Raw genomic sequence first — 25466 nt, 5'->3', positions numbered from 1 at the left:
CTACTTTGTACTTTCCTGAAAATCATATTTCATTTTTCTCAAAATACGCAATGCTTCCTTAAATGATAAATATACTTGCCCAAAAGGCTTCAAAAGTAACTTAGAATCGATTAATTTTTGTTTGGCATCATCAAACCCATTCAGATAACAAATCATAAAAGTAGAGGGAAGATTTTCCAGATCTGTCATTTCGCGTTCAGTAAGCGCGAACCCTTTCTGCAGTTTTTGGAGTAAGGCTATATTTGAATTGTAAATATGAAACAACATTCTTTTATTAAACTCCGGGGGCTGAAAAAGCATTTTACGGTCAATTTTATAATAACCATTATCAAAAAAACGAATCGTTTGCTCCTCAAGAGGATAATAACTCGTCTTATCATTTAATCCAAGCGGAACATATTCTGTTATTATAAAACTATCATCATCGTATGTAATAGTGACAACATCCTGAGCCGAATAAAAAAGCTTAATTTGTTCATTAATTAATTCAATATCAACACGGGACAAAAAGGTTTTATCTCTTGACTTTTTAGGAACTCCTGCCCAGCAAATCACAAATAATTCTTTGAATACATTGTATTTTGGCGACATATCCTTGTGACGGAAATTCATAAAATCAATAACGCCGTCAAGTGTATACTGAATACTGTTTCGGGAACTGTTTTCAATACCTATAACAGTTTCGGTATTCTGATAATTTTTTTCAAATTCACCTTCAACCGGAATAGAGTTACTGCCACGTCTTACAAAAACACTATTCGCGGGAATAGTATGAATGCCTTTTTTGAAATATGATATTTTGTTTTTGGGTTTTATGGTAACCAATCCGATTACTTTGTCTTTTGGAAGATTCGGAAAAGGAACATTTTCGTACTGAATTTTAGGGGGATTTTCTAAGAAGGCATTAACCAGATTCTGAATCCGGCTATCATCAAAGAAATCATCTCCAACAATTTCGTTATCCTGATCTTCTACTCCAACAACGATATACGAATTATTCGTCGGATTTGAATTTGACAATGCACAAATGTGTTTCAGGAATTTTCCTTTTCCCTCCCGGGTGTGTAGATTCAACTGTCTTTTTTTATCATAAAAACTACTCTCGTCGTTATGGGCAAGTAAGTTTTTGATTAAAAGACGTTTGTTGATCATTTGGACTTTTGATTATTTTATTTCTAATTTTTAAATTTAAATAAAAAACTCGCAAAACACTTTGAAAATTAGTGACATTGCGAGCATTATAAATAATTATAAATTTTTCTTGACAATCGTAGATGATGCCTGTGCCGTACTCATCACGACCAAATCAGCAATATTTACATGATAAGGCCTGGTCACCACAAAATGAATAATATCTGCAATATCTTCTGCCTGTAATGGATCAAACCCTTTGTAAACATTTGATGCTCTGTCTGCATCACCTTTAAAACGGACTTCACTAAACTCTGTTTCCACCATTCCCGGATGAATTGCGCCTACGCGAATACCAAACGGATTCAAGTCTATTCGCATTCCGGCAGTGATCGCATCTACAGCATGTTTGGTTCCGCAATATACATTTCCATTCGGATAAACTTCCTTCGCGGCTGTTGAACCAATATTAATAATATGTCCGGACTCTTTTGCAGTCATCTTCGGAATAATGGCTTTAGAAACATACAAAAGTCCTTTTACATTAATGTCAATCATCGCATCCCAGTCTTCTAAATCTCCTGTCTGAACAGGGTCTAAACCATGTGCATTTCCTGCATTATTTATCAAAACATCAATATCTGAAAATTCTTCAGGCAAAGAATTAATCCCTTCAAAAACTCCCTGTTTATCACGAACATCAAAACACAGCGTATGCACTTCTGTAAAAGCAGAAAGTTCTTTCTTGAGTTCGGTAAGACGGTCTGACCTTCTTCCGCAGATAATAACTTTAAAATTGTTTTGGGCAAATATTTGGGCCGTGGCTTTTCCGATTCCGCTTGTTGCTCCAGTAATTAAAACTGTTTTTTTCATGATTTTTAAACTAATTATTTCAATAAATAATCAAATTTTTCGCTTAATATTTGATTAATATTTTTCAAAAATACATTTTTATCATACTATTTTGAATTTAATCTGCGTTATTAATTTACTAATTTTTAAACTAGAAAGATATGAAAAAAGTAAATCTCAATTTAAGAATGTTTCTTTTAATGTTCTCATTATGTGTATTGGTAACAAGTTGCAATAACAGTGACGATAATGATTCTCAAACTTCCAAAATTAGTGTAAGAATGACGGATGCACCTGGTGATTATGATGAGGTAAACGTTGAAGTTTTAGACGTTAAGATTAAAAGCAATGCAGATACAAATGAAGAAGGATGGGTTAGTATAGGAAATATTAAACCGGGAATATACAACTTACTTGATTTAACCGGTGGTGTAAATGTACTTTTGGCAGATAACGAAGTGCCTTCAGGAAATTTGGGCCAAATTAGATTAATTCTTGGCGAGCATAATACTGTTGTTAAAGATGGTGTAACATATCCGCTAAAAACACCAAGTGCCCAACAATCAGGATTAAAATTAAAAGTCAATCAAACATTGACAGCTGGTGCAACTTATGATTTTTTATTAGATTTTGATGTAGAACATTCTGTTGTTGTAGAGGCAGGTAATTCTGGCGGCTTCAATTTACATCCGGTAATCAGAGTGTCTACAAACGCAACATCGGGGATAATTAAAGGAATTATAACTCCTTTCACTTTCCAGTCTGTAGTATCAGTTCAGGTTGGAGACACAACTGTGTCTGCTTATACAAATGAGTCGGGGGCATTTCAGCTAAACGGTATACCGGCAGGAACTTATTCTGTAACAATTACACCAGCTGCAAGTTCAGAATTGCCAGCTTTGGTAGTTCCTAATGTAGTCGTTGTTAATGGACAAATCTCAAACATGAACACTCTCGTTTTACAATAAATAAAACAATTAACCATAAAAAAAACAGCTATTCTATTTTGTAGTATAGCTGTTTTTTCATTATTAATTTAAAATTATTAAGGCACATCGTCGCCCATGCTTTCTGTCCAGACAGTAAACCAGTCTTCTTTATCCATTTCTAATTCTACCGCTTTCATTAAAGACTGAATTCTGGCAATATTAACTGTTCCGGCAATAGGGATAACTTTGGCCGGATGCTTTAAAATCCAGGAAAGCAAAAGTGTATCTGAGCCTAAATGATATTTTTCAACCAGAGCCGAAAGCAGTTTTTTCAGTCGGCGTGTTTTCTTAGTATCTTCTCTAAAAACAGTCCCAAGCGGATTCCATGACAATGGCCTGATGTTATGTGTCTGCATATAATCTAAACTTCCGTCTACCATTGGTTCAAAGTGGGTTGCCGAAAATTGTACCTGATTGTAACTTACTTCTGTTTTGCTTCGAATTAATTCTGTTTGTGAGCTGGTAAAATTAGAAAGTCCAAAATCAATAATTTTTCCTTCTGATTTTAATTTTTCAACCGCTTCTGCAATTTCATCTGCCTGCATCAACGGACTTGGCCTGTGCAATAAAAAAACATCAACATAATCTGTTTTTAATTTTTTTAATGATTCTTCAACAGACCAGACTATATATTCCTTAGAATATTCATAATGTTTGATTTTGTTTTCCGGACGTTTTTCAGCAATCATCTGAATGCCGCACTTGGTAATTAATTGTAGTTTTTCGCGATCAATTTTACTGGCGTGAAATGCTTTTCCAAAATCTGCTTCTGTGGTATAAGATCCGTAAATATCGGCGTGGTCAAAAGTGGTGATTTTATTTTCGATACAGACTTGTATCGTGTGTTCCATTTCTTTTGGTGTAAGATTTTTATCCCATACACCCCAATTCATAGTGCCCGAAATTATTGGCGATAATGTTGTTTTGCTCATGGTTGTATTATGTTATTTTTGGTATTAATTATGCTTTTGTAAAACATAATCACCAAAGTTCTTAAAAATATAAAAATAGATTCCCAATTCGTCCTTAAAATTAGGTCATTGGTCGAAGTTTTAACCATTCTTTAACATCTTACTTCTCAAAAAATATTCAATTTGCACTCTCAAAAGTTTGGCTTAAAAATCAACGTTTCAAAAAGGTTTTAAAAATATTTATATGGAAGAAAATACAACGACTTTAGACATTAGAGCGATAAATGAAAAAATTGAGAGAGAAAGCGCTTTTATAGACCTTCTTACAATGGAAATGAACAAAGTTATTGTGGGCCAGAAACACATGGTCGAACGTTTATTAATCGGGCTTTTGGGACAAGGACACATCTTATTGGAAGGAGTTCCTGGACTGGCCAAAACTTTAGCCATAAATACTTTATCACAGGCGGTACAGGGTTCTTTCAGCCGTATTCAGTTTACACCAGATTTATTACCTGCCGATGTTATAGGAACAATGATCTACAACATCAAGGCAAATGAATTCTCTATAAAAAAAGGGCCGGTTTTTGCCAACTTCGTACTTGCCGATGAGATAAACCGTGCTCCTGCAAAAGTACAATCTGCACTTTTGGAGGCGATGCAGGAAAAACAAGTTACGATTGGTGACACTACATTCAAGTTAGACCGTCCGTTTTTAGTTTTGGCAACACAAAACCCGGTTGAGCAGGAAGGTACATACCAGCTTCCTGAAGCTCAGGTCGATCGTTTTATGTTAAAAACGGTTATTGATTACCCAAAAATTGATGAAGAGCGTTTTGTAATTCGTCAAAACCTGAAAGGAAGTTACGAAAAAGTAAATCCGGTTGTTTCTGTAGAACAAATTTTGCGTGCGCAGGAAGCGGTTCGCGAAGTTTATATGGACGAAAAAATTGAAAAATATATCTTAGATATCATCTTTGCTACCCGTTATCCGGAAAAATACAAACTTGCAGACTTAAAACCTCTTATTAGTTTTGGAGCATCACCACGTGGAAGTATCAATTTAGCAAATGCTGCAAAATGTTACGCTTTCATCAAACGTCGTGGATATGTAATTCCAGAAGATGTCCGTGCAGTTGTACATGATGTTTTACGTCATAGAATCGGGATAACCTATGAGGCTGAAGCCGAAAATATTACTTCTGTAGACATCATCAACAAAATTGTAAACGAGATTGAAGTACCTTAAAAATTTGTTTCAAGTTTCAAGTTTCAGGTTGTTGTAAAGCAAACTTGAAACTTTTAAACTTTAAACTTTAAACAAATCAAATGGATACAAAAGAGCTTTTAAAAAAAGTACGAAAAATAGAAATCAAAACCAAAAGACTGAGCAATCATATCTTTTCCGGAGAATATCATTCTTCTTTTAAAGGGCGGGGTATGACATTTAGCGAAGTGCGCCAATACCAATATGGTGATGATATTCGTAATATCGATTGGAATGTGACGGCACGCTACAATGAAGCTCATGTAAAAGTTTTTGAGGAAGAACGCGAGTTGACCATGGTTTTAATGGTTGATATTTCGGGTTCTGAAAGTTTTGGTTCAAAAAGCCAGTTTAAAAAAGACATTGTAACCGAAATTGCGGCAACAATGGCTTTTTCGGCTACACAGAATAATGACAAAATTGGTTTGATATTATTTTCGGATAATGTCGAATTATACATTCCGCCAAAAAAAGGCCGTTCTCACGTTTTGAGAATCATCCGAGAATTGATTGAGTTTGAGCCTAAAAGCCAAAAAACTGATATTGGTCAGGCTTTGAAGTTTTTATCGGGAACACAAAAGAAAAAAGCTATTGTTTTTATGATTTCAGATTTTATGTCTGAGAATTATGAACAAACACTGAAAATTGCTTCTAAAAAGCATGATCTTACAGGTGTTCGCGTGTATGACATTCGCGAAGAAAAAATTCCAAATTTAGGAATGGTAACGATGCTTGATGCTGAAACCGGAAAAACACAATTAGTAGATACGGGCTCAAAAACAGTACGATTAAATTACGAAAAACATTATCAGGAAAGAGTAAATTATTTCAAGGAAACTTTTAGTAAATCCGGAGCAGGCGTCGTAAATACGAGGGTTGATGAAAATTACGTTACTAAATTATTAGGTTATTTTAAATCGAGATAAGAACAAATTTAGATTGCAGATTCAGAGTTTAGATTTTTTTTAAATCAAAATTTAAGATTTCTGCTTTACCCAAATAAACCCGCTTAGATATCATCTGTTCATATTTAAGTATTCATTTTAGAATAAAATCTGAAATCAAAAAAATCAAATGAAATTAAAGTTTTACATATTTTTATTTTTACTTTCTTCTGCTGTTTTTTCACAAAAACCAGTGGAGACAAGCATTGATACAACAAAAAATAAAATTGGAGCCGAATTTAAGTTAACGCTTAAAACGGTTGTAAGCTCAAAATCTAAGGTAGTTTTTCCCAATCCAAAAACCATTGGCTCATTAGAAGTTATTCAATCTTACCCGGTTGATACGGTTAAGAAAAACGACACTTATGAACTTATCAAAAAATATGGTTTAACTCAATTTGATTCAGGAAGATATACAATTCCGCCGGTTAAAATTTTGATTGACAAAAAACCTTTTTTATCCGATTTTGTTACAGTTGAAGTTACCAATATAAAAGTAGACACCTTACAACAGAAAATGTATGACATTAAAGACATTACGACTGTTGAAAGCGGTGCGGGCAATTGGTGGATATACGTTTTAGCTATAGTTCTGATAATCGCTATAGGTATTTTTGTTTACTGGCTTGTTAAAAAAAATCAGAAGAAAAAAATCGAAGAAGAAGTTTACAAGACGCCTATTGAAAAAGCAACAAGTTTGTTGAACAATCTGGAACAAAAAGAACTTTGGCAAAAAGGTGAGATAAAAGAATATTATAGTGAATTGACTGATATTGCAAGAAATTATATCGAAGAAGCTATTCATATTCCAGCAATGGAAAGTACTACTTCTGAATTAATTCAGGCAATCAGAACTGCTTCTGCCAAAAAGAAAATGGCACTTACTCCAGAAATTGTGGAGAATTTAGAGCGTGTTTTGCGTCAGGCGGATTTAGTGAAATTTGCAAAATCCAAACCTTTGGATTTCGAAATTACCGAAGACAGAAATAAAATTCAGAAAGTAATCTTAACGTTTGATAACGCAATTCCGGCAGAAGTTCCTAACGAAGAAGACGAATTGCTGAATGAAGCACAAAGACAAAAACAAATCAAACTTCAATTACTAAAAAAACGCAACAAACGTATTGCAATTGCGGTTGGAACTGTTTTCCTTTTATTATTGGGAACTACAACTTTCTTTGTCATTACTAAAGGTTTCAACTACGTAAAAGACAATCTTATTGGTCATCCTACTAAAGAATTATTGGAAGGAGAATGGGTTAAAAGTGAGTACGGAAACCCCGGTGTTCTAATTGAAACACCAAAAGTATTGAAACGTATGGATACTCAAAAAGTACTGCCAAAAGAAACTATGGCTTTGATTAAGGAAATGCAGCTTTTTGTGTACGGAAGTATGATTGACGATTTTTATATCGCAGTTTCTACCAGTAAATTCAAAAATCCTGTTGAAATAGATTTAGCAAAAGCATTAGAAGGTTCATTAAAAGTTATTGAAGTTCAGGGCGGGCAAAATTTAATTGTAAAACAGGAAGATTTTCAAACTAACGAAGGTGTTCAGGGGCTAAAAGGCTACGGAACAATGACAGTCTTAAATCCTGTAGATAAAACAAGTAAAAAGGCTTATTATGAAATTCTGCTTTTTAAACAAGATCAGGGATTACAACAAATCATAATCCTGCATGAAGAAGGTGACACTTATGCAAATGATATCACAACCCGAGTTTTAAATTCTGTTGAACTTAGAAAAGCTAATAACTAATGAGTAAAATAACTTTTTTAAATCCGGAATTTTTTTGGTTGTTTCTGTTAATTCCAATTGCAATCATTTGGTTTTTACTAAAACGCAACCAACAGTCGGCTACCTTAAAAATGAGTTCTACTCAGGGTTTTAAGAATAGTGAATCGCTGCTTGTAAAACTAAAACCTTGTTTATATGTTTTCAGGGTTATTGCTTTGTCATCTTTAATCATTGCACTGGCAAGGCCAAGGACTGTAGACATCAGCAATCAGACAAAAACGACAAAGGGAATTGACATTGTTATGGCAATAGACGTTTCGGGAAGTATGCTGGCAAAAGATTTGAAGCCAAACCGTATGGAAGCTTTAAAAAGAGTAGCAGCCGATTTTGTTGAAGAAAGACCAAATGACAGAATAGGATTGGTTTTGTATGCTTCTGAAGCTTATACAAAAACGCCTGTTACCAGTGATAAAGCCATCATGCTTGAGGCTATAAAAGACGTTAAATATGACACCGCTTTGCAGGACGGAACAGGAATCGGAATGGGACTGGCAACAGCTGTAAACCGCCTTAAAGACAGTAAAGCAAAAAGCCGTGTAATCATCCTGATGACAGACGGTGTTAACAATGCCGGTTTTATTGAGCCGGAAACGGCTGCAGATATTGCAAAACAATACGGCATAAAAGTATATACAATTGGAATTGGAACCAACGGAATGGCCCCTTCTCCCTATGCATACGCTCCAAACGGAGGTTTTTTATTTAAAATGCAGAAGGTTGAAATTGACGAACAATTAATGAAAAGTATCGCCCGTAAAACCGAAGGAACCTATTTTAGAGCGACGAGTAATGACAGGCTGGCTCAGATTTATAACGCCATCAATAAATTAGAAACAACTGAAATTCAGGAATTAAAATTCTATGATTACGACGAAAAATACAGAGGTTTTGTTTTATTGGCAGCCTTTTTACTATTGTTAGAAGTTGGTTTAAGAAATACGGTTTACAGAAGCTTCATTTGATTTTTCAAATCAAAAAAATTCAATTTTAAAATTCCAATTTGAATTGGATTTAAAAATTGAAGACAAACAAAAAAGTGGAATTTGGAATTTATCCCCCGTAACGATCGGGATTGGAATTTTAAAAATTATATGGAATTAGACGAAAAAAAATATTTTTACCTTTTATTCTTACTCCCGATTTTGGTGTGTATTTTCCTTTTCAATATGTATTGGAAAAGAAAAAAGCAACGTGAATTTGGTGATATCGAAATGGTTAAAAGACTGAGCCCTGAACGTTCTGTTTTTAAACCTGTATTAAAATTATCGGTAATTCTTCTTGCCCTTGCCTGTTTAATTATCGGGTTAGTAAACCCTAAAATTGGGACTAAAATGGAAACCGTAAAACGCGAAGGTATAGATATCGTTTTTGCTGTTGACGTTTCTAAAAGTATGCTTGCCGAAGATGTGGCACCAAGCCGTTTAGATAAAAGTAAGCAATTGGTTTCGCAAATCATTAATAATTTAGGAAGCGACAGAATCGGAATTGTTGCTTATGCAGGCAGTGCTTTTCCTGTTTTGCCAATTACTACAGATTATAGTGTTGCCAAAATGTTTCTTCAAAGTATGACTCCGGATATGGTTTCTTCACAGGGAACTTCGCTTGACGAAGCGATCAGGTTGTCTTCTACTTATTTTGATGAAAAAAGCAAAACCAGTAAATTATTAATTCTGATTTCAGACGGAGAAGATCACTCTGAAGGTGCTCCTGCAGCTGCGGAAGAAGCCAATAAATTGGGAATGAAAATCATTACTATAGGGGTTGGAACTGAAAAAGGAGCTACAATTCCGTTAAAAGAAAATGGTGTTGTAAAAAATTATCAAAAAGATCAAAACGGTGAAACAGTAATTACAAAACTAAATCAGGACGGATTAAAAGCTATTGCAAAGGCTACTAAAGGTGGTTATATATACGGCGGCAATACCAAAGAAGTTTTAGAATATGTAAAAAATGCACTGAACAACATTCAGAAAACAGAGTTTGAAGCAACACAAATGGCCGATTTTCAATCACAGTTTCAATGGTTTATTGGCTTTGCTTTTTTACTGTTGTTTTTAGATATTTTCCTTTTAGAAAGAAAAACAAACTGGATCAAAGAATTGAATTTATTTAACGAAAAGAAATAATAAAGTTGCCACTAATTACACGAATTTACACGAATAAAATTATTAATAAGTATTCGCAAAATTCAGACACAATTAGCTAATTAGTGATAATTAACACAATTCGTGGCAAATAAAAAACATAAAAAATTAGAATGAAAAATTTACTTCTTTATATTTTACTAACGGTTTCTTTTGCGGTTTCTGCCCAGGAGAAAGACAAGACATTGCCTGATGCCAATGAAGAATATAAGCAGAATAAATTTGTTGATGCTGAGGCAAATTACAGAATTTCAGAATCTAAATTTCCAAACCGCGGTATTGCCTCTTATAATTTAGGAAATACGATTTACAGACAAAATCAGGCTTCGGAGGCTAAACTTGCTTACGCCAAAGCAATAAAAAATGCAAAAACAAGACCTGATAAGCATAAGGCTTACCACAATCTTGGAAATGTTTTTATGAAAGAGAAAGATTATACGCAGGCAGTTGAAGCTTACAAACAAGCATTGCGTAATGATCCTACAGATGATGAAACTCGTTACAATTATGCTTACGCAAAACAAAAACTAAAAGAGAATCCGCCGAAAAACGATAAAAACAAAGACAAAAATAAAGATAAGGACAAGGATAAAAATAAAGACAAGGACAAGGACAAAGATAAAAACAAGGATAAAGATCAAGATAAAAAAGACGACAAAGGCGATAAGGACAAGGATCAGAAAGATGGTAAAAATGATCCGAAGAAAGATAATAAATCAGACAATAACGGACAGCCAAAGCCAATACCTGGCGGAATATCAAAAGATCGTGTCCAAAATTTATTAGATGCCGTAAATAACGAGGAAAAGAAAATTCAAGATAAAGTTAACGCTCAAAAAGTAAAAGGAAATCCTAGAAAAACAGAAAAAGACTGGTAGTTTTTAGTTAAACCTTTAAAAACGATTAAACAATTAATGAAAAGATATTTAATTTTATTACTATTCACTTTTCAGGGGCTTTTGGCTCAAGTACAATTTGAAGCCAGAGTAAGCAAAAACACGCTTGGGTTAAATGAAAGACTTAGAATTGACTTTATCATGAATGTTGATGGAGACAATTTTGACCAGCCTTCATTTGACGGATTCAGAGTTGTAGCCGGGCCTAGCCAGCAGGTAAGCCAATCCTGGATAAACGGGAGAAGCTCTTTTCAAAAAATATATTCCTATATTTTACAGCCGGCTCAAAAAGGAACGGTTACTATTAAACAGGCATCGATTGAATTTAATGGCCAGATTTACAAAACCTCGCCAATAAAAATCGTTGTTACAAATGCTGTTGCACAGGAAAGAGATCCTAATGACAGACCTCAGGGGTCTGGAAGCGAAACGCTTAATCTGGTTGCGGAAATTTCTAAAACCAATCCGTACCTAAACGAACCTATTACAGTAGTTTATAAATTGTATTTCAATAATATTGGTGTTACCGGTTTTAAAGAATTGGCAAAACCAAAATACAATGATTTCTGGAACCAGAATATTGACATTAAACAATTGACTATTGAAGAAGGAAGCTATCAGGGTCAAAGGTGTTATTATGTGGTCCTGAAAAAGACTATTTTATATCCACAGAAATCAGGAAGACTCACTATTGAACCGCTTTCTTTAGATATTGGCGTTCAATTGCCAACAAATCGTCGTGATATGTTTGGTCAGATGATACTTTCTGATGACAATAAAATTGTTTCTGCAGGAGCTAAAACTATTAATGTAAGACCACTGCCAGAAGCAAGTAAACCGGAAGGTTTTAGCGGTGCTGTTGGAAAATTTACTTTTACAGTAACACCAACAAAAACAACGCTGAAAAATGGTGAGAGTCTTGACCTGATCGTAAGTGCGACAGGAGCCGGAAACATGAAATTATTTACTTTACCAAAACCTGTTGTACCAAATGCACTGGAAATGTACGATCCGGTTCATGATGAAAAAGTAACGACTTCACTGGCAGGAATGTCCGGAAGAATTTCAGATAAATACACCATCATTCCGCAATATAAAGGAAAGTATGCTATTAAGCCAATGCAGTTTTCTTATTTTGATTTAAATACAGGTTCTTATAAAACCATTACATCTCAGGAAATTATGATAGATGTTCTGGATGGCCCAATGCAGGCTGAAGCTAATACCACAGCAACTGCATCTAAAAATGTGATTTCAAAGACAGAACAATTCAAATACGTTAAGTTAAAAACAACACTGGTAAGTATTGAGAAAAACGATTTTTACGGCTCTAACCTTTATTATGCCTTATTGTTTGCACCCTTTATTATTCTGCCAATAATTATTTTGGCCAAAAAGAAAAAAGAAGCAATAGATAGTGATGTAACCGGTAATAGAATTAAAATGAACAACAAATTGGCTAAGAAATATTTATCTGAAGCCAGGAAACAACTTAATAACAAAGAACCGTTTTATATCGCGCTGGAAAAAGCAATGCATAATTTCCTAAAAGCAAAATTACATATTGAAACCTCAGAAATGAGTAAAGATAACATCAGGGAATTACTTTTATCAAGAAACGCAAATCCGGAAGCTGTACAAAGTTTTATTACGCTGACAGAAAACTGTGAATTTGCCCGATATGCTCCGGCATCAAGCGCATCTATTCAGCAGGATTATGATAAAGCTGTTGTAATTATTTCTGAATTAGAAAAACAAATTGTTTAAAATGAAAAATATATTATATCTCTTTCTATTAATCTCACAGGTTTTCTTTGCTCAGAACAGCTTTGAAAAAGGAAATACGCTGTATAAAAATGGAGAATATCAGCAAGCCATTGATGTTTATGAAAGTATTATAAAAGAAGAGAAACAACAGTCGGCAGAATTGTATTTTAACCTGGGGAACAGTTATTATAAATTAAATAAGGTTGCGCCTTCTATTTACAATTATGAGAAAGCTTTGGTTTTAAAACCTAATGATCCTGAAACATTAAATAATTTAAAGTTTGCAAAAAAACTAACTATTGATGAGATAAAAGAAGTTCCAAAAGTGGGTTTTGCAAAGCTGATTCAGAACTTTACCGGGATTTTTAACTACAATACCTGGGCAAAGATTTCTGTTGGAATTGCTTTTGTTTTTTTACTGTGCTTTATTGGCTATTATTTTTCGCAGCTCACACTTTCAAAAAGAATTTATTTCATTGGAATGTTTATTCTTTTGGTTGCATTATTTTTAAGCGTTGCCGCCGGAATGTCTGAAAAGGACCATTTTGATAATGACCGCCCTGCAATTGTTTTTGCCGAAATAAGTGAAGTTCGAAGCGAACCGCAAAAAGCCGGATCTCCTATTTTCTTATTGCATGAAGGAGCAAAAGTCTATGTGAAAGAAACTTTGTTAAACTGGAAAAAAATAGAATTAACAGACGGAACAGAAGGCTGGATTGATTCTTCGACAATTAAGGAAGTGAAATAAAGACTTTTAAAATTCAAAATATAAAATCCCAAATTTCAAATGGTATTTGGTTTTTTTCATTTATAAAAATTCGTCTTTAAATAACATATGATATAAATTTTTATTACATCATATATAAATTTATTTATAACACTGTTAATTCTTCAATCAAAAACTGTAGATTTTTAAGGGCGTAACGCAATAATCCAATTTTACATCAGATTCAAAAACATCTTCGATTTCATTTTCGGCTTCAAAGAATGAAAGTCCAATTTTTAACGTTTTCGGTTTGCATTCAGACAGGAATTTATCGTAAAATCCTTTTCCGTAACCTACGCGATTTCCAAAATTGTCAAAAGCCAAAAGCGGAACAAAGACAACTTCTATCATTTCTGGTGCAACGGGCAAACCATTTACAGGTTCGGGAATATTGTATTCGTTTTTTTTGATTTTAGTATTATCCGTCAATAAAAAATGAGACATTCCACGAGTTGCAAAATCACTTTTGGAAACTACAATTTCCTTATCTTTTCCGGAAAGCAAATGAAGGACATATTCTGTATTTACTTCTTTCTGTTCTTCTATCGGCAGAAAAACATGGTAATAAGTGTTATCCCAAATTGGCATTTGAATTAAATTATTGGCAATTGCCAGACTTTTATCTTCAATATCTTCTGGAGAAAATTCTTTTCTGAGACTTTTATATTGTAATCGTAATTCTTTTTTATTCTTCGGCATCTTCTTCTGGGGAGTTTTTAGAAATGTGATAAATAGCATCGCCTTCATAAACGATTGGCGAATGATTAGCATTAATCACAAACCCGTCGTGAGGCGCTTTTACTTTTTGTTCAAATTTACCAAACGGATCGGTTATTATGGCCAGGATTGTTCCTTTGGTAACAAATTTGCTCACCATATTAAAATCATGCAGCAAACCGGAACACTTGGCACGCAGCCAAACCGAATTTTTAATATAAATCGAAGGCTCTTTTGCTTCCTCAACAACTTGGTTGGGATCAAGCATATCGAGATAATTCAATAAACGCTTCACTCCCATCACCCCTTCGTTGGCAATTTCATTATTTATATCTAATGATTTACCACCTTCAAAAAGCAGCATCTTTACATTTGCTTTTTCTGATGTATTTCTAAAAGAACCGCTGATGTTTTTTGAATACAAAGTAAATGGAGCATTAAAAACATCTGACAAGATTTTGAGTTCAGGATTATTTTCTGTGATTCGAATCTGTGGCGCATTAAAGCGGCTCGCTCCACCGGCATGAAAATCGACAGCATAATCCAAAATCGGTAAAATCTCTGCCACTATATGAAATGCAAAACGGCTTGCCAGCGAACCTTTTTTACTTCCGGGAAAAACGCGGTTTAAATCCCTTCCATCGGGAAATTCACGCGATTTATTTACAAATCCATAAATATTAATAATCGGAATACAAATAATAGTCCCACGGGTTGGCCTGTTTATTTTTTTGCTGATAATCTGACGTACAATTTCAATTCCGTTTATCTCATCTCCGTGTATCCCGGCTGAGAACAAAACCACAGGACCGTCAAGTTTTGAGCGGCGTACGATAACCGGAATATTAAGCTTTGTGGTTGTGTGTAACCTGGCAATTTCAACGTTTATTGTTCTATGTTCTCCTGGCAAAATCGACTCGCCAAAAATAATCATGGGTTTGTTATTTTTCATATAGAATTATAAAATCTAAATATAGAAATTATTCTTTTGATTTCGTAAATTTGGAACTAAATCACTGTAAGGCAAATTATCAAAATCGGAATAGTTTTTGAAAAATGTTTTTCAGCTATCTTCAGAAACAAAACAGAATGTCAAAACCGTCTTTAGATCTTCAAATTCAAACTTTGCCAGACAATCCGGGCGTGTATCAGTATTATGATAAGGATGATAAAATATTGTATGTCGGAAAGGCAAAGAACTTAAAAAAAAGAGTCTCTTCCTATTTTAATAAAATTCACGATACCAGAAAAACAAATGTACTGGTTAGAAAAATTGTAACCATAAAACATATTGTGGTTCCTACTGAAACCGACGCACTTTTATTAGAAAATAATTTAATCAAAACGCTGCAGCCACGCTATAATGTATTGCTGCGTGATGATAAAAGTTATCCTTGGATCTGTATCAAAAAAGAACCTTTTTCGAGAATATTTTTAACGCGAAGAATGGTCAAAGACGGCTCTGAATATTATGGTCCATATACCAATTTCAAAATGGTTTATACTATTCTTGATTTAATTAAAGAATTGTATCCCTTGCGAACCTGCACTTACGATTTAAGCGAATCTAATATTAATGCCGGAAAATTTAAGGTTTGTCTGGAATATCATATCGGGAACTGCAAAGGTCCTTGTGAGGGTCTGGAACCGCTGGAAGATTATCAAAGACAGGTTGATGCTATTCGCGAAATCCTGAAAGGAAATTTTAAAGAAAGCTTAAAAGACTTCAAACGCTTAATGACAAAATATGCACAGGATTTACGTTTTGAAGAAGCTCAAAAAATCAAAGAGAAAATTGATATACTCGAAAATTATCAATCGAGATCGACTATTGTAAATCCGAAAATCACGAATATTGACGTCTTTTCGATTGTGTCTGATGAAAGTGCGGCTTATGTCAACTTTCTACAAATTTCACACGGCTCGATTATTCGTTCGCATACTTTGGAAATAAAAAAGAAACTGGACGAAAGTGACGAAGAATTGCTGGAACTTGCAGTAATTGAACTTCGTGAACGTTTTCAGTTATTGTCTAAAGAAATTATTGTTCCCTTCGAAATTAATTTGGGTGAAAATATCCGGACAACAGTTCCGCAGCTTGGAGATAAAAAACAGATTTTGGATTTATCCATCAGAAATGCAAAATTCTATCGAATCGAGCAACTCAAACAATTACAGATTGTAGATCCCGATCGTCATACCAACCGAATCATGGCGCAGATGCAGAAAGATTTGCGCCTTCAGGTTGAGCCCCGCCATATAGAATGCTTTGACAACTCTAATATTCAGGGAACAAATCCTGTCGCGGCCTGCGTTGTGTTTAAAGACGGTAAACCAAGCAAAAAAGATTATCGCCATTTTAATGTAAAAACGGTTGAAGGCCCTGATGATTTTGCTTCGATGACCGAAATTGTAGGCCGCCGTTATAAAAGGTTATTAGACGAAAATGAACCTTTGCCACAATTGATTATTATTGATGGTGGAAAAGGACAGCTTTCTGCGGCCCTAAAAAGTATAGACGAACTCGGATTGCGTGGCAAAATTGCTATTATTGGAATTGCAAAACGTCTTGAGGAACTTTTTTATCCGGGAGATTCTATTCCGCTGTATTTAGATAAAAAATCAGAAACATTGAAAGTTATTCAGCAATTACGAAATGAGGCGCATCGTTTTGGAATCACTTTTCATCGCAATAAACGAAGCAAAGCAGCCCTTAGTTCTTCAGTAGAAAGTATTCCGGGAATCGGCGAAAAAACAATGCTTACATTAATACAACATTTTAAAAGTGTTAAGAGATTAAAATTGGCTACAGAAAAAGAAATTTCTGATGTTGTCGGACTATCAAAAGCCAAAAAAATTGTCGACTTTTACAAAACCAACTAGTACTTTTTTTATGCGCCTAATCCAGCTGTCCATTTTTAACACTCAGTCAAAAAGATTTTTTTCTTTTTCAAAAAAGGGAACGTATGTTTCTGCTCTTTCTTTGCAGGAAAAATTATCTTTTTGTCTCCAGCAGTTTTCTATTTCCATCTGGAGCTTACAGTTGGTTCTTTTTCTACTTTTATTTGTAAATCCGCAAAATTCTTTTTCACAGGAAAATGAAAAAAAAGCCGCGCAGGATAGCGTCACAAGACCAAAAATAGGTTTGGTTTTAAGTGGCGGTGGTGCCAAAGGTTTTGCCCATATCGGAGTTTTGAAAGTTTTAGAAGAGGCCGGTATAAAAATAGATTATATTGGCGGAACCAGTATGGGGTCTGTAATTGGCGGTCTTTATGCCTCAGGTTACAACGCTACTCAAATTGATTCTATCTTCAAAAAAACAAATTTTGACGAATTGATAAATGATTATATTCCCCGTTCGTCTAAGAACTTTTATGGTAAAAAAAATGACGAATTATATGCCATTGCCTTGCCTTTTAATAAATTCAGGGTTGGTATTCCGGAAGCGCTTTCAAAAGGGATGTACAATTATAATTTATTGAGCAGCCTTACCCGAAATGTTCGTCACGTCCGTGATTTTAATAAATTGCCAACACCTTTTTTGTGTATCGCTACCAACATAGAAACGGGTGAAGAAGTATTGCTTAATAAAGGAAACCTGGTTCAGGCCATGGTGGCTAGTGCGGCTTTTCCTTCGTTATTTACGCCGGTAGAAATTGACGGAAAATTATTAGTCGATGGTGGAGTTGTAAATAATTATCCAATAAAAGAAGTTCGAAATCTTGGTGCTGATATTATCATTGGAGTTGATGTTCAGGACGATTTACTGAACAGAAAAGGGCTAAAAAATGCCACAAGAATATTGGTTCAGATTACCAATCTTCAGTCAATTGATAAAATGAAAAGCAAAGTAAAAGACACCGATGTATATATAAAACCTGATATTCGTGATTATGGCGTAATTTCTTTTGATAAAGGCGAAGAAATAATCAGAAAGGGTGAAGAAGCTGCTTTTGCCGTTTTTGAAAAAATTAAATCTCTTACAGATGAAAATCATTTTTATAAAAAACCAAAACTAAAAATAAGCACAGATACACTTGAAATAAAAAATATAAACAGTGACCGTCTGGAAAATTTTACCCGTGAATACATTCGTGGTAAACTTCGTTTTAAACCAGGAAGCACTATAACTTATGACGATCTGAAAACCGGAATAAACAATCTTAACGCTACACAAAATTTCAGTACAATTTCTTATTGTCTGCAGCCTAATGGCAATAAAGATGATTTGGATCTTGTCCTTCGTGAAAATCCAACACAAACATATTTAAAACTCGGACTGCATTATGACGGTCTTTATAAAAGTGGAATTTTATTAAATCTTACTCATAAAAAAACATTCCTAAAAAATGATGTTACCTCGGTTGATGTCATTTTGGGAGATAATTTCAGGTACGATTTAAACTATTATGTCGAAAATGGTTTTAATATTAGTTTCGGATTCCGTTCCAGATTAAATCAGTTTAACCGAAATGTGGCGAATAGTTTTAGCTCACTCATTTCGGAAAATCCAATTGGAAGTCAGATTAACGTTGATTTTCTTGATTTGACAAATCAGGCTTATTTTCAAACTATATTTGTTCAGAAATTCTTAATGGGCGGTGGTCTGGAGCATAAATATTTAAAAATAAATTCACCTACACTCTCAGATGAAGATAATGTAATCGAGAAAAGCACCTATTATAGTGTTTTTGGATATTTAAAGTATGACTCTTTTGACAATAAAAGTTTTCCGCATTCGGGATTATATTTTTCTACAGACGTGCAAACTTATTTGGCATCATCAGATTACACAAACAAATTTAAACCATTCTCAACGGCAAAAGCAGAAATCGCATTTGCAAACAGGCTTTTCAAAAAAGCGACTTTTAAAATTGAAGCAGAATCAGGGTTCAACATTGGCAGTGACAGTGTTCCGTTTTTTGATTACATTTTGGGTGGATATGGCTATAACAAAATCAACAACTTCAATTATTTTTATGGATACGATTTTCTGAGTATCTCGGGAAACAGTTACATAAAAACAGGTCTGACACTGGATTATGAAATACTTAAAAAAAATCACGTCAATATTTCTGCAAATTATGCCAATCTGGGCGATGACATTTTTAGCACTGTTGACTGGATCTCAATGCCTAAATATTCTGGGTATGCTGTAGGTTACGGACTCGAAACTATAATTGGGCCAATTGAGATTAAACATTCGTGGTCTCCTGAGATGTCAAAAAGTTTTACATGGTTTAGTATCGGATTTTTGTTTTAATTTGTAATTTAAATCAATAAAAATTACGACATTTGTTATAATGAAAACAAAATGGACAGGTTTATTGGAGTATCTTCAATTTCTCATTAAGAGGAATCCGGAGTAATGCTATCGAATTGAATAATTAGCCAATTTAGAAAATGGGCTGATTATCTGTTCACAATTCACATTTTCTAATTATCTAATTTATAAATTATCTAATTGAAAAAGCCATGCCATTATATCATAAACTTGGAGATTTTCCTCAAAAAAGACACACCCAGTTCGAGAAACCAAACGGAGGTTTTTATTACGAACAATTATTTGGAACAGAAGGTTTTCACGGACATTCGTCATTATCTTACCACGTTCACAGACCAACACAGGTAAAGGAAATTTTAAATTCTTATTCTGTTGAGCCTAAAATTGCAATCGGAAAGAACATAAAATCATTATTGTTTAAAGGTTTTGAATTAAAGCCTGAGAATGATTTTCTGGACAGCCGAAAAGCAATGCTGGTCAACAAAGACTGCATTATTGGTCTGGCCGCGCCAAAAGAATCGCTTAGAAATTACTTTTATAAAAATGCCGATGCTGACGAAATGCTTTTCATTCATAAAGGAAAAGGAAAGCTTCGTACCATGCTTGGCAATATTCCTTTTGAATATGGAGATTATTTAATTATACCAAGAGGAATTATTTATCAGATAGAATTTGAAACTGAAGAAAACCGACTTTTTTATGTAGAGTCTTATTCTCCATTTTATACTCCAAAACGTTATAAAAACCAATCAGGCCAGCATTTAGAACATTCTCCATTTTGCGAGCGTGATTTTATTTTGCCAAATGAATTAGAAACACACGACGAAAAAGGTGATTTTTTAATTAAAATTAAAAAAGAAGGGATGATTCACGAAGTGGTTTATGCCACACATCCTTTTGACGTTGTAGGCTGGGACGGTTATAATTTCCCATACGGATTCTCCATTCATAATTTTGAACCTATAACCGGACGTGTTCACCAACCGCCACCGGTACACCAAACATTTGAAACGGCCACTTTTGTCGTTTGTTCATTCTGCCCAAGACTTTATGACTATCACCCTAAAGCAATTCCGGCACCTTACAATCACAGCAATATAGATTCAGACGAAGTTTTGTATTATGTTGATGGCGATTTTATGAGCCGTAATAATATTGAGCAGGGTCACATCACTTTACACCCAAAAGGAATTCCACATGGTCCTGCACCAGGCGCCATGGAACGCAGTATTGGTCATAAAGAAACCCAGGAATTGGCCGTTATGGTTGATACTTTCAGGCCTCTTATGGTTACTGAGGAAGCTATGGGTCTTGATGATGGACAATACTATAAATCTTGGACTGAGTAAATTATTGGCATCGATCTAACCGCAAAGTCCGCAAGGATTTTACGCAAAGATCGCCATAATCAACTTTGCGAACCTAGCGTAAAATCCTTGCGGACTTTGCGGTTAAAAAAAACAAATCTTAAAACAACACTTCGGTTCATCAAATAAACGATTAACCGATTAAACAAATAAACATCATGAGTAAAGAAGTTAAATCAGTAGAATACGGATTAGAAAAAATATTTGAAGGAGCACAGGATTTCCTTCCTTTATTAGGAACAGATTATGTAGAATTCTACGTTGGTAATGCAAAACAATCTGCACATTATTATAAAACTGCATTTGGATATCAGTCATTGGCTTACGCCGGATTAGAAACCGGAGTAAAAGACAAGGCATCTTATGTTTTAAAACAAGATAAAATAAGAATTGTTTTGACTACGCCATTAAATGCTGATTCTCCAATAAACGATCACCTAAAAAAACATGGCGATGGTGTAAAAGTGGCAGCACTTTGGGTAGAAGATGCAAGAAGCGCTTATGAAGAAACGATCAAACGTGGTGCTCGTTCGTTTATGGAACCAACTGTGGAATCTGATGAATTTGGAGAAGTAGTTCGTTCCGGAATTTACACTTACGGAGAAACCGTTCACATTTTTGTAGAAAGAAAAAATTACAAAGGAATTTTCCTGCCAGGTTACAAAGAATGGAAATCAGATTATAACCCGGAACCAACCGGATTGAAATATATTGACCATATGGTAGGCAATGTGGGTTGGAACGAGATGAATACGTGGGTAAAATTTTATGAAGACGTAATGGGATTTGTGAATTTCTTATCTTTTGATGACAAACAAATTACCACAGAATATTCTGCATTGATGAGTAAGGTAATGTCAAACGGAAACGGAAGAATTAAATTCCCAATCAATGAACCGGCAGAAGGAAAGAAAAAATCGCAGATTGAAGAATATTTAGATTTTTATGGTGGTCCCGGAATTCAGCATATTGCTATTGCAACAGATGATATTATCAAAACAGTATCGCAGTTAAGAGCACGCGGTGTTGAATTTTTATCGGCTCCGCCTCATACTTATTACGAAGCAATTCCGGAAAGACTGGGAGTGCATATGGATATGATGAAAGAAGATATTAACGAAATTGAAAAATTAGCCATTATGGTAGATGCCGATGAAGATGGTTATTTATTACAAATATTTACTAAGCCAGTTCAGGACAGACCAACATTATTTTTTGAAATTATTCAAAGAATGGGTGCAAAAGGATTCGGCGCAGGAAACTTTAAAGCACTTTTTGAGTCAATTGAAAGAGAACAGGAATTGAGAGGAACTTTGTAAAATCGCAATATTTTTACATAATATAGAAAAATTCGCGGTAAAACGATGCTTTTTATGCAAATGTTATGTTAAACTCACTTTTTGCTATTTATTTTCTGAACTTTGTATCTATCTTTGCACTCGCAAATCAGGAAGGGGTGGTTTCCTTCCGAATTGATATAAATTTCATAATTTATAGTTTTTTGGTTAGTTAATAGCATAAAAACTCAGTCATTATTTGACTGAGTTTTTTTGTTTTAGTAACTTTTGGAATAAAATTTGTCATTATCTTTATATATATAACTGTCAAAATTGTCCTATGAAAAAAATTGCTCTATTCCTTATAATCCTCACAACCTTAAGTTTTGATACTTTTAAAGAAGATGCATTCGATGTAGGCGAGTATTTTAAATTTCGTATTCATTACGGAATTGTAAATGCCGGGTATGCAACATTGGAGGTAAAAGAGGCTACAATAAATAATAAAAAAGTCTTTCACGCGGTTGGTAAAGGCTACACTACCGGCATGTCAAAATTTTTCTTCAAAGTAGAAGATTTATACGAAAGTTACTTTGACAAAGAAAATGGAAACCCATATCGTTATATCAGAAAAATTAACGAAGGTGGTTACACCAAAAATCAGGAAGGTATTTTTAACCAGAATGAAAACAGAATTTTGGTTAAGGATTACAAACGAAAATCAGAAAAAACAATTTTAGTAACCGAAAATGTTCAGGATATTGTTTCGTCTTTTTACTACTTACGAAACCATCCGAATATCGATAAACTTAAATCAGGAGAATCAATTACTATTGACATGTTTTTTGATGAGGAAATCACAAAATTTAAGTTAAAATATATAGGTCGTCAGGATATTACAACTAAATTTGGAACCGTTACAACGATGGTTTTTAAACCACTGGTGCAAACAGGCAGGGTTTTTAAAGAAAAAGAAAGCTTAACACTCTGGATAACAGACGATGACAACAAAATTCCTGTTAGAATAAAAGCAGATCTTGCTGTCGGATCGTTAAAAGCAGATTTGGATGAATACAAAGGATTGAAAAATCCATTTAAAGTAAAAAAATAATGAACACCACAGATAATTCTGAATCAATTTTAAAAGAAATTGACCTTAAATTTCAAGCTATAAATCAAAAAACAGATGTTCAGCTTGAAGGTTTGCTTTGGTCAAAACCAATTACTTATTGGGATTATATTCAGACCGATGCTCTTTTAAACCTTCAGATACAACGTACTACTCTTCCGGACGAAATGGTGTTTATTATGTACCATCAGGTAAATGAGTTGATCTTTAAAATGATTTTATGGGAAATTGATCAGATTGCTGATACTGAAAATATTCAGGTTGATTTTTTTAGTGAAAGACTTTCCAGAATAACACGCTATTTTGATATGCTGACCAATTCGTTCAGTATTATGGAAAACGGGATGGAAATAGATCAATACATGAAATTCAGAAATACGCTTACTCCTGCAAGTGGTTTTCAGAGCGCACAATACAGACTGATTGAATTTGCATCTACTGATGTGATCAATTTGACCGATCATAGATATAAGGCAGATTTTGATGCAAACACAGATCCTGAAACCAGTTTTGAACATTTGTATTGGCAGGCGGCCGGAAAAGATTATCAAACCGGACAAAAATCATATTTACTTAACGAATTTGAAAAAAAATATAAAGGTCAGTTTTTAAGACAAATGTCATCGTTTAAAACGAAAAACATCTGGCAGAAATTCACACAGTTACCAATTGAAGACCAGCACAATGAAGAATTAATTTCTGCAATGCGCCACTACGATAAAACGGTAAACATAACATGGGTAATGCAGCATCTTAATACGGCTAGAAAATACATATTGGAAAGCGGAAAAGGGAATGGTGAAGCGACCGGAGGAAGTGACTGGCAAAAATATATGCATCCAAAATACCAAAGACGCATCTTTTTTCCTAAATTGTGGACCGAAGAAGAATTGTCCAATTGGGGAAACGAGACCGCTATATAATTTCCCAACAAAAATTTTAAGAGTTTGAAAAGAGCAGTTGTAATTTTTATAATATTGTTTTCAATATTTTCATGTAAAAAAACGGAAGAAAAAGTAGAAACCAAAATTACCAAACCAAAAACTAAAAAAGTAGAATTTGGTTTTAATTATGCTGATTTTAATGTTGTTCAGGACACTATAAAAAAAGGCGATTCTTTTGGATCAATCTTTGAAAGCCAGAACATCGGAGACAAAAAAGTTTACGATATTGTAGAAGAGGTAAAAGACTCTTTTGATGTAAGATCTATTCGATACAATAAACCTTATACATTACTTCGCTCAAAAAACAAAACCAACAAACTTGAAGTTTTCATTTACCAGCCCGATGCATTAACTTATTATGTTGTTGATTTCAGGGATAGTATTGCAAAAGCTTACAAAAAAATAAAACCCGTTACATTTAAACGTAAAATTATTGGCGGGGTTTTAAAAAGCTCGTTATCTGAAACTTTAGGAAACGAAAGTGTTGAAACTGCACTTGCCAACAGAATTACTAAAGTGTTTTCATGGTCAATTGACTTCTTTAAACTTAAAAAAGGAGATCGTTATGGCCTTATCTTTACTGAACGTTTTATAAACAACAAAGTTTATGACGGAGTTGAAGATCTTCAGGGTGCTTTTTTTGAATATAAGGGCAAAATCATCTATGCTTTTCCTTTTGAAAAAGATACACTTTCCGGGAAAATAGAATATTATGACGATCAGGGAAAAACTTTGAAAAACTTCTTTTTAAAGACACCAATCAAATTTAGCCGAATCACCTCACGATTTACAATGAACAGATTCCATCCTGTACAACACACCTGGAAAGCACATAAAGGAACAGATTATGCTGCACCAACAGGAACTCCAATCTCAACAACTGCTTCTGGAGTTGTAGAAGCTACAGGCTATACTGCCGGAAACGGAAACTTTGTAAAAGTAAAGCACAACGGTACCTACTCTACACAATATTTACATATGTCCAGAATTCTTGTTCGCCGAGGTCAGCGTGTAACACAGGGACAGACTATTGGCTTAGTCGGAAGCACAGGATTAGCTTCTGGTCCTCACGTTTGTTATCGTTTCTGGAAAAATGGTGTTCAGGTAGATGCACTTCGTCTTAATTTACCAACCGGAGAATCTTTAACGGGAAATGACAGAACCCGTTTCATGAATCAGATCGAACCTTTGAAAAGAGAATTGGATAGCATTGGAAATTTATAAGATTTGTTTAGAAACTTTTTCCTTAATCTGACGGATTAATCCCTTATGTCTTTTCCAAA

Annotated in this window: 21 protein-coding genes; 16 read left to right on the top strand and 5 right to left on the bottom strand. The window is 34.3% G+C overall.

Features of this window, described 5'->3' with window-relative positions; translation table 11 throughout:
• Both JOD96_RS09190 and JOD96_RS09185 read right to left on the bottom strand, forming a co-directional pair.
• A complete protein-coding gene (locus tag JOD96_RS09190; protein ID WP_209563985.1) occupies window positions 1-1152 on the bottom strand; it encodes an ATP-binding protein in 1152 nt (383 codons plus the stop codon).
• A gap of 96 nt (window positions 1153-1248) precedes the next feature.
• A complete protein-coding gene (locus JOD96_RS09185) occupies window positions 1249-2004 on the bottom strand; it encodes an SDR family NAD(P)-dependent oxidoreductase (protein WP_209563984.1) in 756 nt (251 codons plus the stop codon).
• A 140-nt stretch (window positions 2005-2144) separates the two neighbouring features.
• Here JOD96_RS09185 and JOD96_RS09180 point away from each other — a divergent pair, with 140 nt between their 5' ends.
• Window positions 2145-2951 (top strand): DUF4382 domain-containing protein, encoded by an 807-nt coding sequence (locus JOD96_RS09180; RefSeq protein ID WP_209563983.1) that lies wholly within the window; start codon window positions 2145-2147, stop codon window positions 2949-2951.
• Between the two features lie 77 nt (window positions 2952-3028).
• On the opposite strand, the gene JOD96_RS09175 is transcribed toward JOD96_RS09180, so the two are convergent.
• The gene (locus JOD96_RS09175) at window positions 3029-3904 is read right to left on the bottom strand and encodes an aldo/keto reductase family oxidoreductase (protein WP_209563982.1); all 876 of its coding nucleotides are present in this window, start codon (window positions 3902-3904) and stop codon (window positions 3029-3031) included.
• Window positions 3905-4127: 223 nt separating this feature from the next.
• Here JOD96_RS09175 and JOD96_RS09170 point away from each other — a divergent pair, with 223 nt between their 5' ends.
• The 8 genes from JOD96_RS09170 to JOD96_RS09135 all read left to right on the top strand — a co-directional run bounded on the left by JOD96_RS09170 (window position 4128) and on the right by JOD96_RS09135 (window position 13447).
• Window positions 4128-5132, top strand: a complete 1005-nt coding sequence (locus JOD96_RS09170) for an AAA family ATPase (protein WP_115887541.1) — start codon at window positions 4128-4130, stop codon at window positions 5130-5132.
• 80 nt (window positions 5133-5212) lie between these two features.
• Entirely contained in the window at window positions 5213-6076 is an 864-nt protein-coding gene (locus JOD96_RS09165) for a DUF58 domain-containing protein (RefSeq protein WP_209563981.1), read from the top strand.
• 148 nt (window positions 6077-6224) lie between these two features.
• Window positions 6225-7853: a hypothetical protein gene (locus JOD96_RS09160; protein ID WP_209563980.1), complete on the top strand. Its 1629-nt coding sequence runs from the start codon at window positions 6225-6227 to the stop codon at window positions 7851-7853.
• A complete protein-coding gene (locus tag JOD96_RS09155) occupies window positions 7853-8854 on the top strand; it encodes a vWA domain-containing protein (RefSeq protein WP_209563979.1) in 1002 nt (333 codons plus the stop codon). The genes JOD96_RS09160 and JOD96_RS09155 overlap by 1 nt, the downstream gene beginning before the upstream one ends.
• Window positions 8855-8983: 129 nt before the next feature.
• Window positions 8984-10018 carry a vWA domain-containing protein gene (locus JOD96_RS09150; RefSeq protein WP_209563978.1) on the top strand — a complete coding sequence of 345 codons (1035 nt, stop codon included), beginning with the start codon at window positions 8984-8986 and terminating at the stop codon, window positions 10016-10018.
• A gap of 131 nt (window positions 10019-10149) precedes the next feature.
• A complete protein-coding gene (locus JOD96_RS09145; RefSeq protein ID WP_209563977.1) occupies window positions 10150-10914 on the top strand; it encodes a tetratricopeptide repeat protein in 765 nt (254 codons plus the stop codon).
• A gap of 36 nt (window positions 10915-10950) precedes the next feature.
• Entirely contained in the window at window positions 10951-12699 is a 1749-nt protein-coding gene (locus JOD96_RS09140) for a BatD family protein (protein ID WP_209563976.1), read from the top strand.
• A 1-nt stretch (window position 12700) separates the two neighbouring features.
• The gene (locus JOD96_RS09135) at window positions 12701-13447 is read left to right on the top strand and encodes a tetratricopeptide repeat protein (RefSeq protein ID WP_209563975.1); all 747 of its coding nucleotides are present in this window, start codon (window positions 12701-12703) and stop codon (window positions 13445-13447) included.
• Window positions 13448-13594: 147 nt separating this feature from the next.
• Here JOD96_RS09135 and JOD96_RS09130 read toward each other — a convergent pair whose 3' ends face one another.
• Both JOD96_RS09130 and JOD96_RS09125 read right to left on the bottom strand, forming a co-directional pair.
• Window positions 13595-14164: a 5-formyltetrahydrofolate cyclo-ligase gene (locus JOD96_RS09130; RefSeq protein WP_209563974.1), complete on the bottom strand. Its 570-nt coding sequence runs from the start codon at window positions 14162-14164 to the stop codon at window positions 13595-13597.
• Window positions 14151-15134, bottom strand: a complete 984-nt coding sequence (locus tag JOD96_RS09125; RefSeq protein ID WP_209563973.1) for a succinylglutamate desuccinylase/aspartoacylase family protein — start codon at window positions 15132-15134, stop codon at window positions 14151-14153. Before JOD96_RS09125 ends, JOD96_RS09130 begins: the two co-directional genes overlap by 14 nt.
• A 137-nt stretch (window positions 15135-15271) precedes the next feature.
• Between JOD96_RS09125 and uvrC the strand changes: the two genes are divergently transcribed.
• The 7 genes from uvrC to JOD96_RS09090 all read left to right on the top strand — a co-directional run bounded on the left by uvrC (window position 15272) and on the right by JOD96_RS09090 (window position 25407).
• Window positions 15272-17065, top strand: coding sequence for an excinuclease ABC subunit UvrC (gene uvrC, locus JOD96_RS09120; RefSeq protein ID WP_209563972.1), 1794 nt, complete (start codon window positions 15272-15274; stop codon window positions 17063-17065).
• A gap of 10 nt (window positions 17066-17075) precedes the next feature.
• Complete coding sequence (locus tag JOD96_RS09115) at window positions 17076-19445, top strand: patatin-like phospholipase family protein (RefSeq protein WP_209564141.1); 2370 nt, start codon at window positions 17076-17078, stop codon at window positions 19443-19445.
• 212 nt (window positions 19446-19657) lie between these two features.
• On the top strand, window positions 19658-20815 hold the full coding sequence (locus tag JOD96_RS09110; protein WP_110837013.1) for a homogentisate 1,2-dioxygenase: 1158 nt from the start codon (window positions 19658-19660) through the stop codon (window positions 20813-20815).
• A 176-nt stretch (window positions 20816-20991) separates the two neighbouring features.
• Window positions 20992-22152: a 4-hydroxyphenylpyruvate dioxygenase gene (hppD, locus tag JOD96_RS09105; RefSeq protein ID WP_209563971.1), complete on the top strand. Its 1161-nt coding sequence runs from the start codon at window positions 20992-20994 to the stop codon at window positions 22150-22152.
• Between the two features lie 298 nt (window positions 22153-22450).
• Window positions 22451-23221, top strand: coding sequence for a DUF3108 domain-containing protein (locus tag JOD96_RS09100; protein WP_209563970.1), 771 nt, complete (start codon window positions 22451-22453; stop codon window positions 23219-23221).
• A complete protein-coding gene (locus JOD96_RS09095) occupies window positions 23221-24162 on the top strand; it encodes a tryptophan 2,3-dioxygenase family protein (RefSeq protein ID WP_209563969.1) in 942 nt (313 codons plus the stop codon). Before JOD96_RS09100 ends, JOD96_RS09095 begins: the two co-directional genes overlap by 1 nt.
• Before the next feature lie 24 nt (window positions 24163-24186).
• Entirely contained in the window at window positions 24187-25407 is a 1221-nt protein-coding gene (locus tag JOD96_RS09090) for a M23 family metallopeptidase (RefSeq protein ID WP_209563968.1), read from the top strand.
• Window positions 25408-25466: the final 59 nt, after the last annotated feature.

This window comes from Flavobacterium sp. 1355 (assembly GCF_017833415.1).
Taxonomy (GTDB): Bacteria; Bacteroidota; Bacteroidia; order Flavobacteriales; family Flavobacteriaceae; genus Flavobacterium.
Note: the sequence above shows the minus strand (reverse complement) of the source record. Positions and strands in the feature narration are given on the sequence as shown.

Excerpts from the sequence above, each read along its gene's own strand:
- JOD96_RS09190 (WP_209563985.1), bottom strand. The coding sequence starts at position 1,152 with ATGATCAACAAACGTCTTTTAATCAAAAACTTACTTGCCCATAACGAC.
- JOD96_RS09185 (WP_209563984.1), bottom strand. The coding sequence starts at position 2,004 with ATGAAAAAAACAGTTTTAATTACTGGAGCAACAAGCGGAATCGGAAAA.
- JOD96_RS09180 (WP_209563983.1), top strand. The coding sequence starts at position 2,145 with ATGAAAAAAGTAAATCTCAATTTAAGAATGTTTCTTTTAATGTTCTCA.
- JOD96_RS09175 (WP_209563982.1), bottom strand. The coding sequence starts at position 3,904 with ATGAGCAAAACAACATTATCGCCAATAATTTCGGGCACTATGAATTGG.
- JOD96_RS09170 (WP_115887541.1), top strand. The coding sequence starts at position 4,128 with ATGGAAGAAAATACAACGACTTTAGACATTAGAGCGATAAATGAAAAA.
- JOD96_RS09165 (WP_209563981.1), top strand. The coding sequence starts at position 5,213 with ATGGATACAAAAGAGCTTTTAAAAAAAGTACGAAAAATAGAAATCAAA.
- JOD96_RS09160 (WP_209563980.1), top strand. The coding sequence starts at position 6,225 with ATGAAATTAAAGTTTTACATATTTTTATTTTTACTTTCTTCTGCTGTT.
- JOD96_RS09155 (WP_209563979.1), top strand. The coding sequence starts at position 7,853 with ATGAGTAAAATAACTTTTTTAAATCCGGAATTTTTTTGGTTGTTTCTG.
- JOD96_RS09150 (WP_209563978.1), top strand. The coding sequence starts at position 8,984 with ATGGAATTAGACGAAAAAAAATATTTTTACCTTTTATTCTTACTCCCG.
- JOD96_RS09145 (WP_209563977.1), top strand. The coding sequence starts at position 10,150 with ATGAAAAATTTACTTCTTTATATTTTACTAACGGTTTCTTTTGCGGTT.
- JOD96_RS09140 (WP_209563976.1), top strand. The coding sequence starts at position 10,951 with ATGAAAAGATATTTAATTTTATTACTATTCACTTTTCAGGGGCTTTTG.
- JOD96_RS09135 (WP_209563975.1), top strand. The coding sequence starts at position 12,701 with ATGAAAAATATATTATATCTCTTTCTATTAATCTCACAGGTTTTCTTT.
- JOD96_RS09130 (WP_209563974.1), bottom strand. The coding sequence starts at position 14,164 with ATGCCGAAGAATAAAAAAGAATTACGATTACAATATAAAAGTCTCAGA.
- JOD96_RS09125 (WP_209563973.1), bottom strand. The coding sequence starts at position 15,134 with ATGAAAAATAACAAACCCATGATTATTTTTGGCGAGTCGATTTTGCCA.
- uvrC (WP_209563972.1), top strand. The coding sequence starts at position 15,272 with ATGTCAAAACCGTCTTTAGATCTTCAAATTCAAACTTTGCCAGACAAT.
- JOD96_RS09115 (WP_209564141.1), top strand. The coding sequence starts at position 17,076 with ATGCGCCTAATCCAGCTGTCCATTTTTAACACTCAGTCAAAAAGATTT.
- JOD96_RS09110 (WP_110837013.1), top strand. The coding sequence starts at position 19,658 with ATGCCATTATATCATAAACTTGGAGATTTTCCTCAAAAAAGACACACC.
- hppD (WP_209563971.1), top strand. The coding sequence starts at position 20,992 with ATGAGTAAAGAAGTTAAATCAGTAGAATACGGATTAGAAAAAATATTT.
- JOD96_RS09100 (WP_209563970.1), top strand. The coding sequence starts at position 22,451 with ATGAAAAAAATTGCTCTATTCCTTATAATCCTCACAACCTTAAGTTTT.
- JOD96_RS09095 (WP_209563969.1), top strand. The coding sequence starts at position 23,221 with ATGAACACCACAGATAATTCTGAATCAATTTTAAAAGAAATTGACCTT.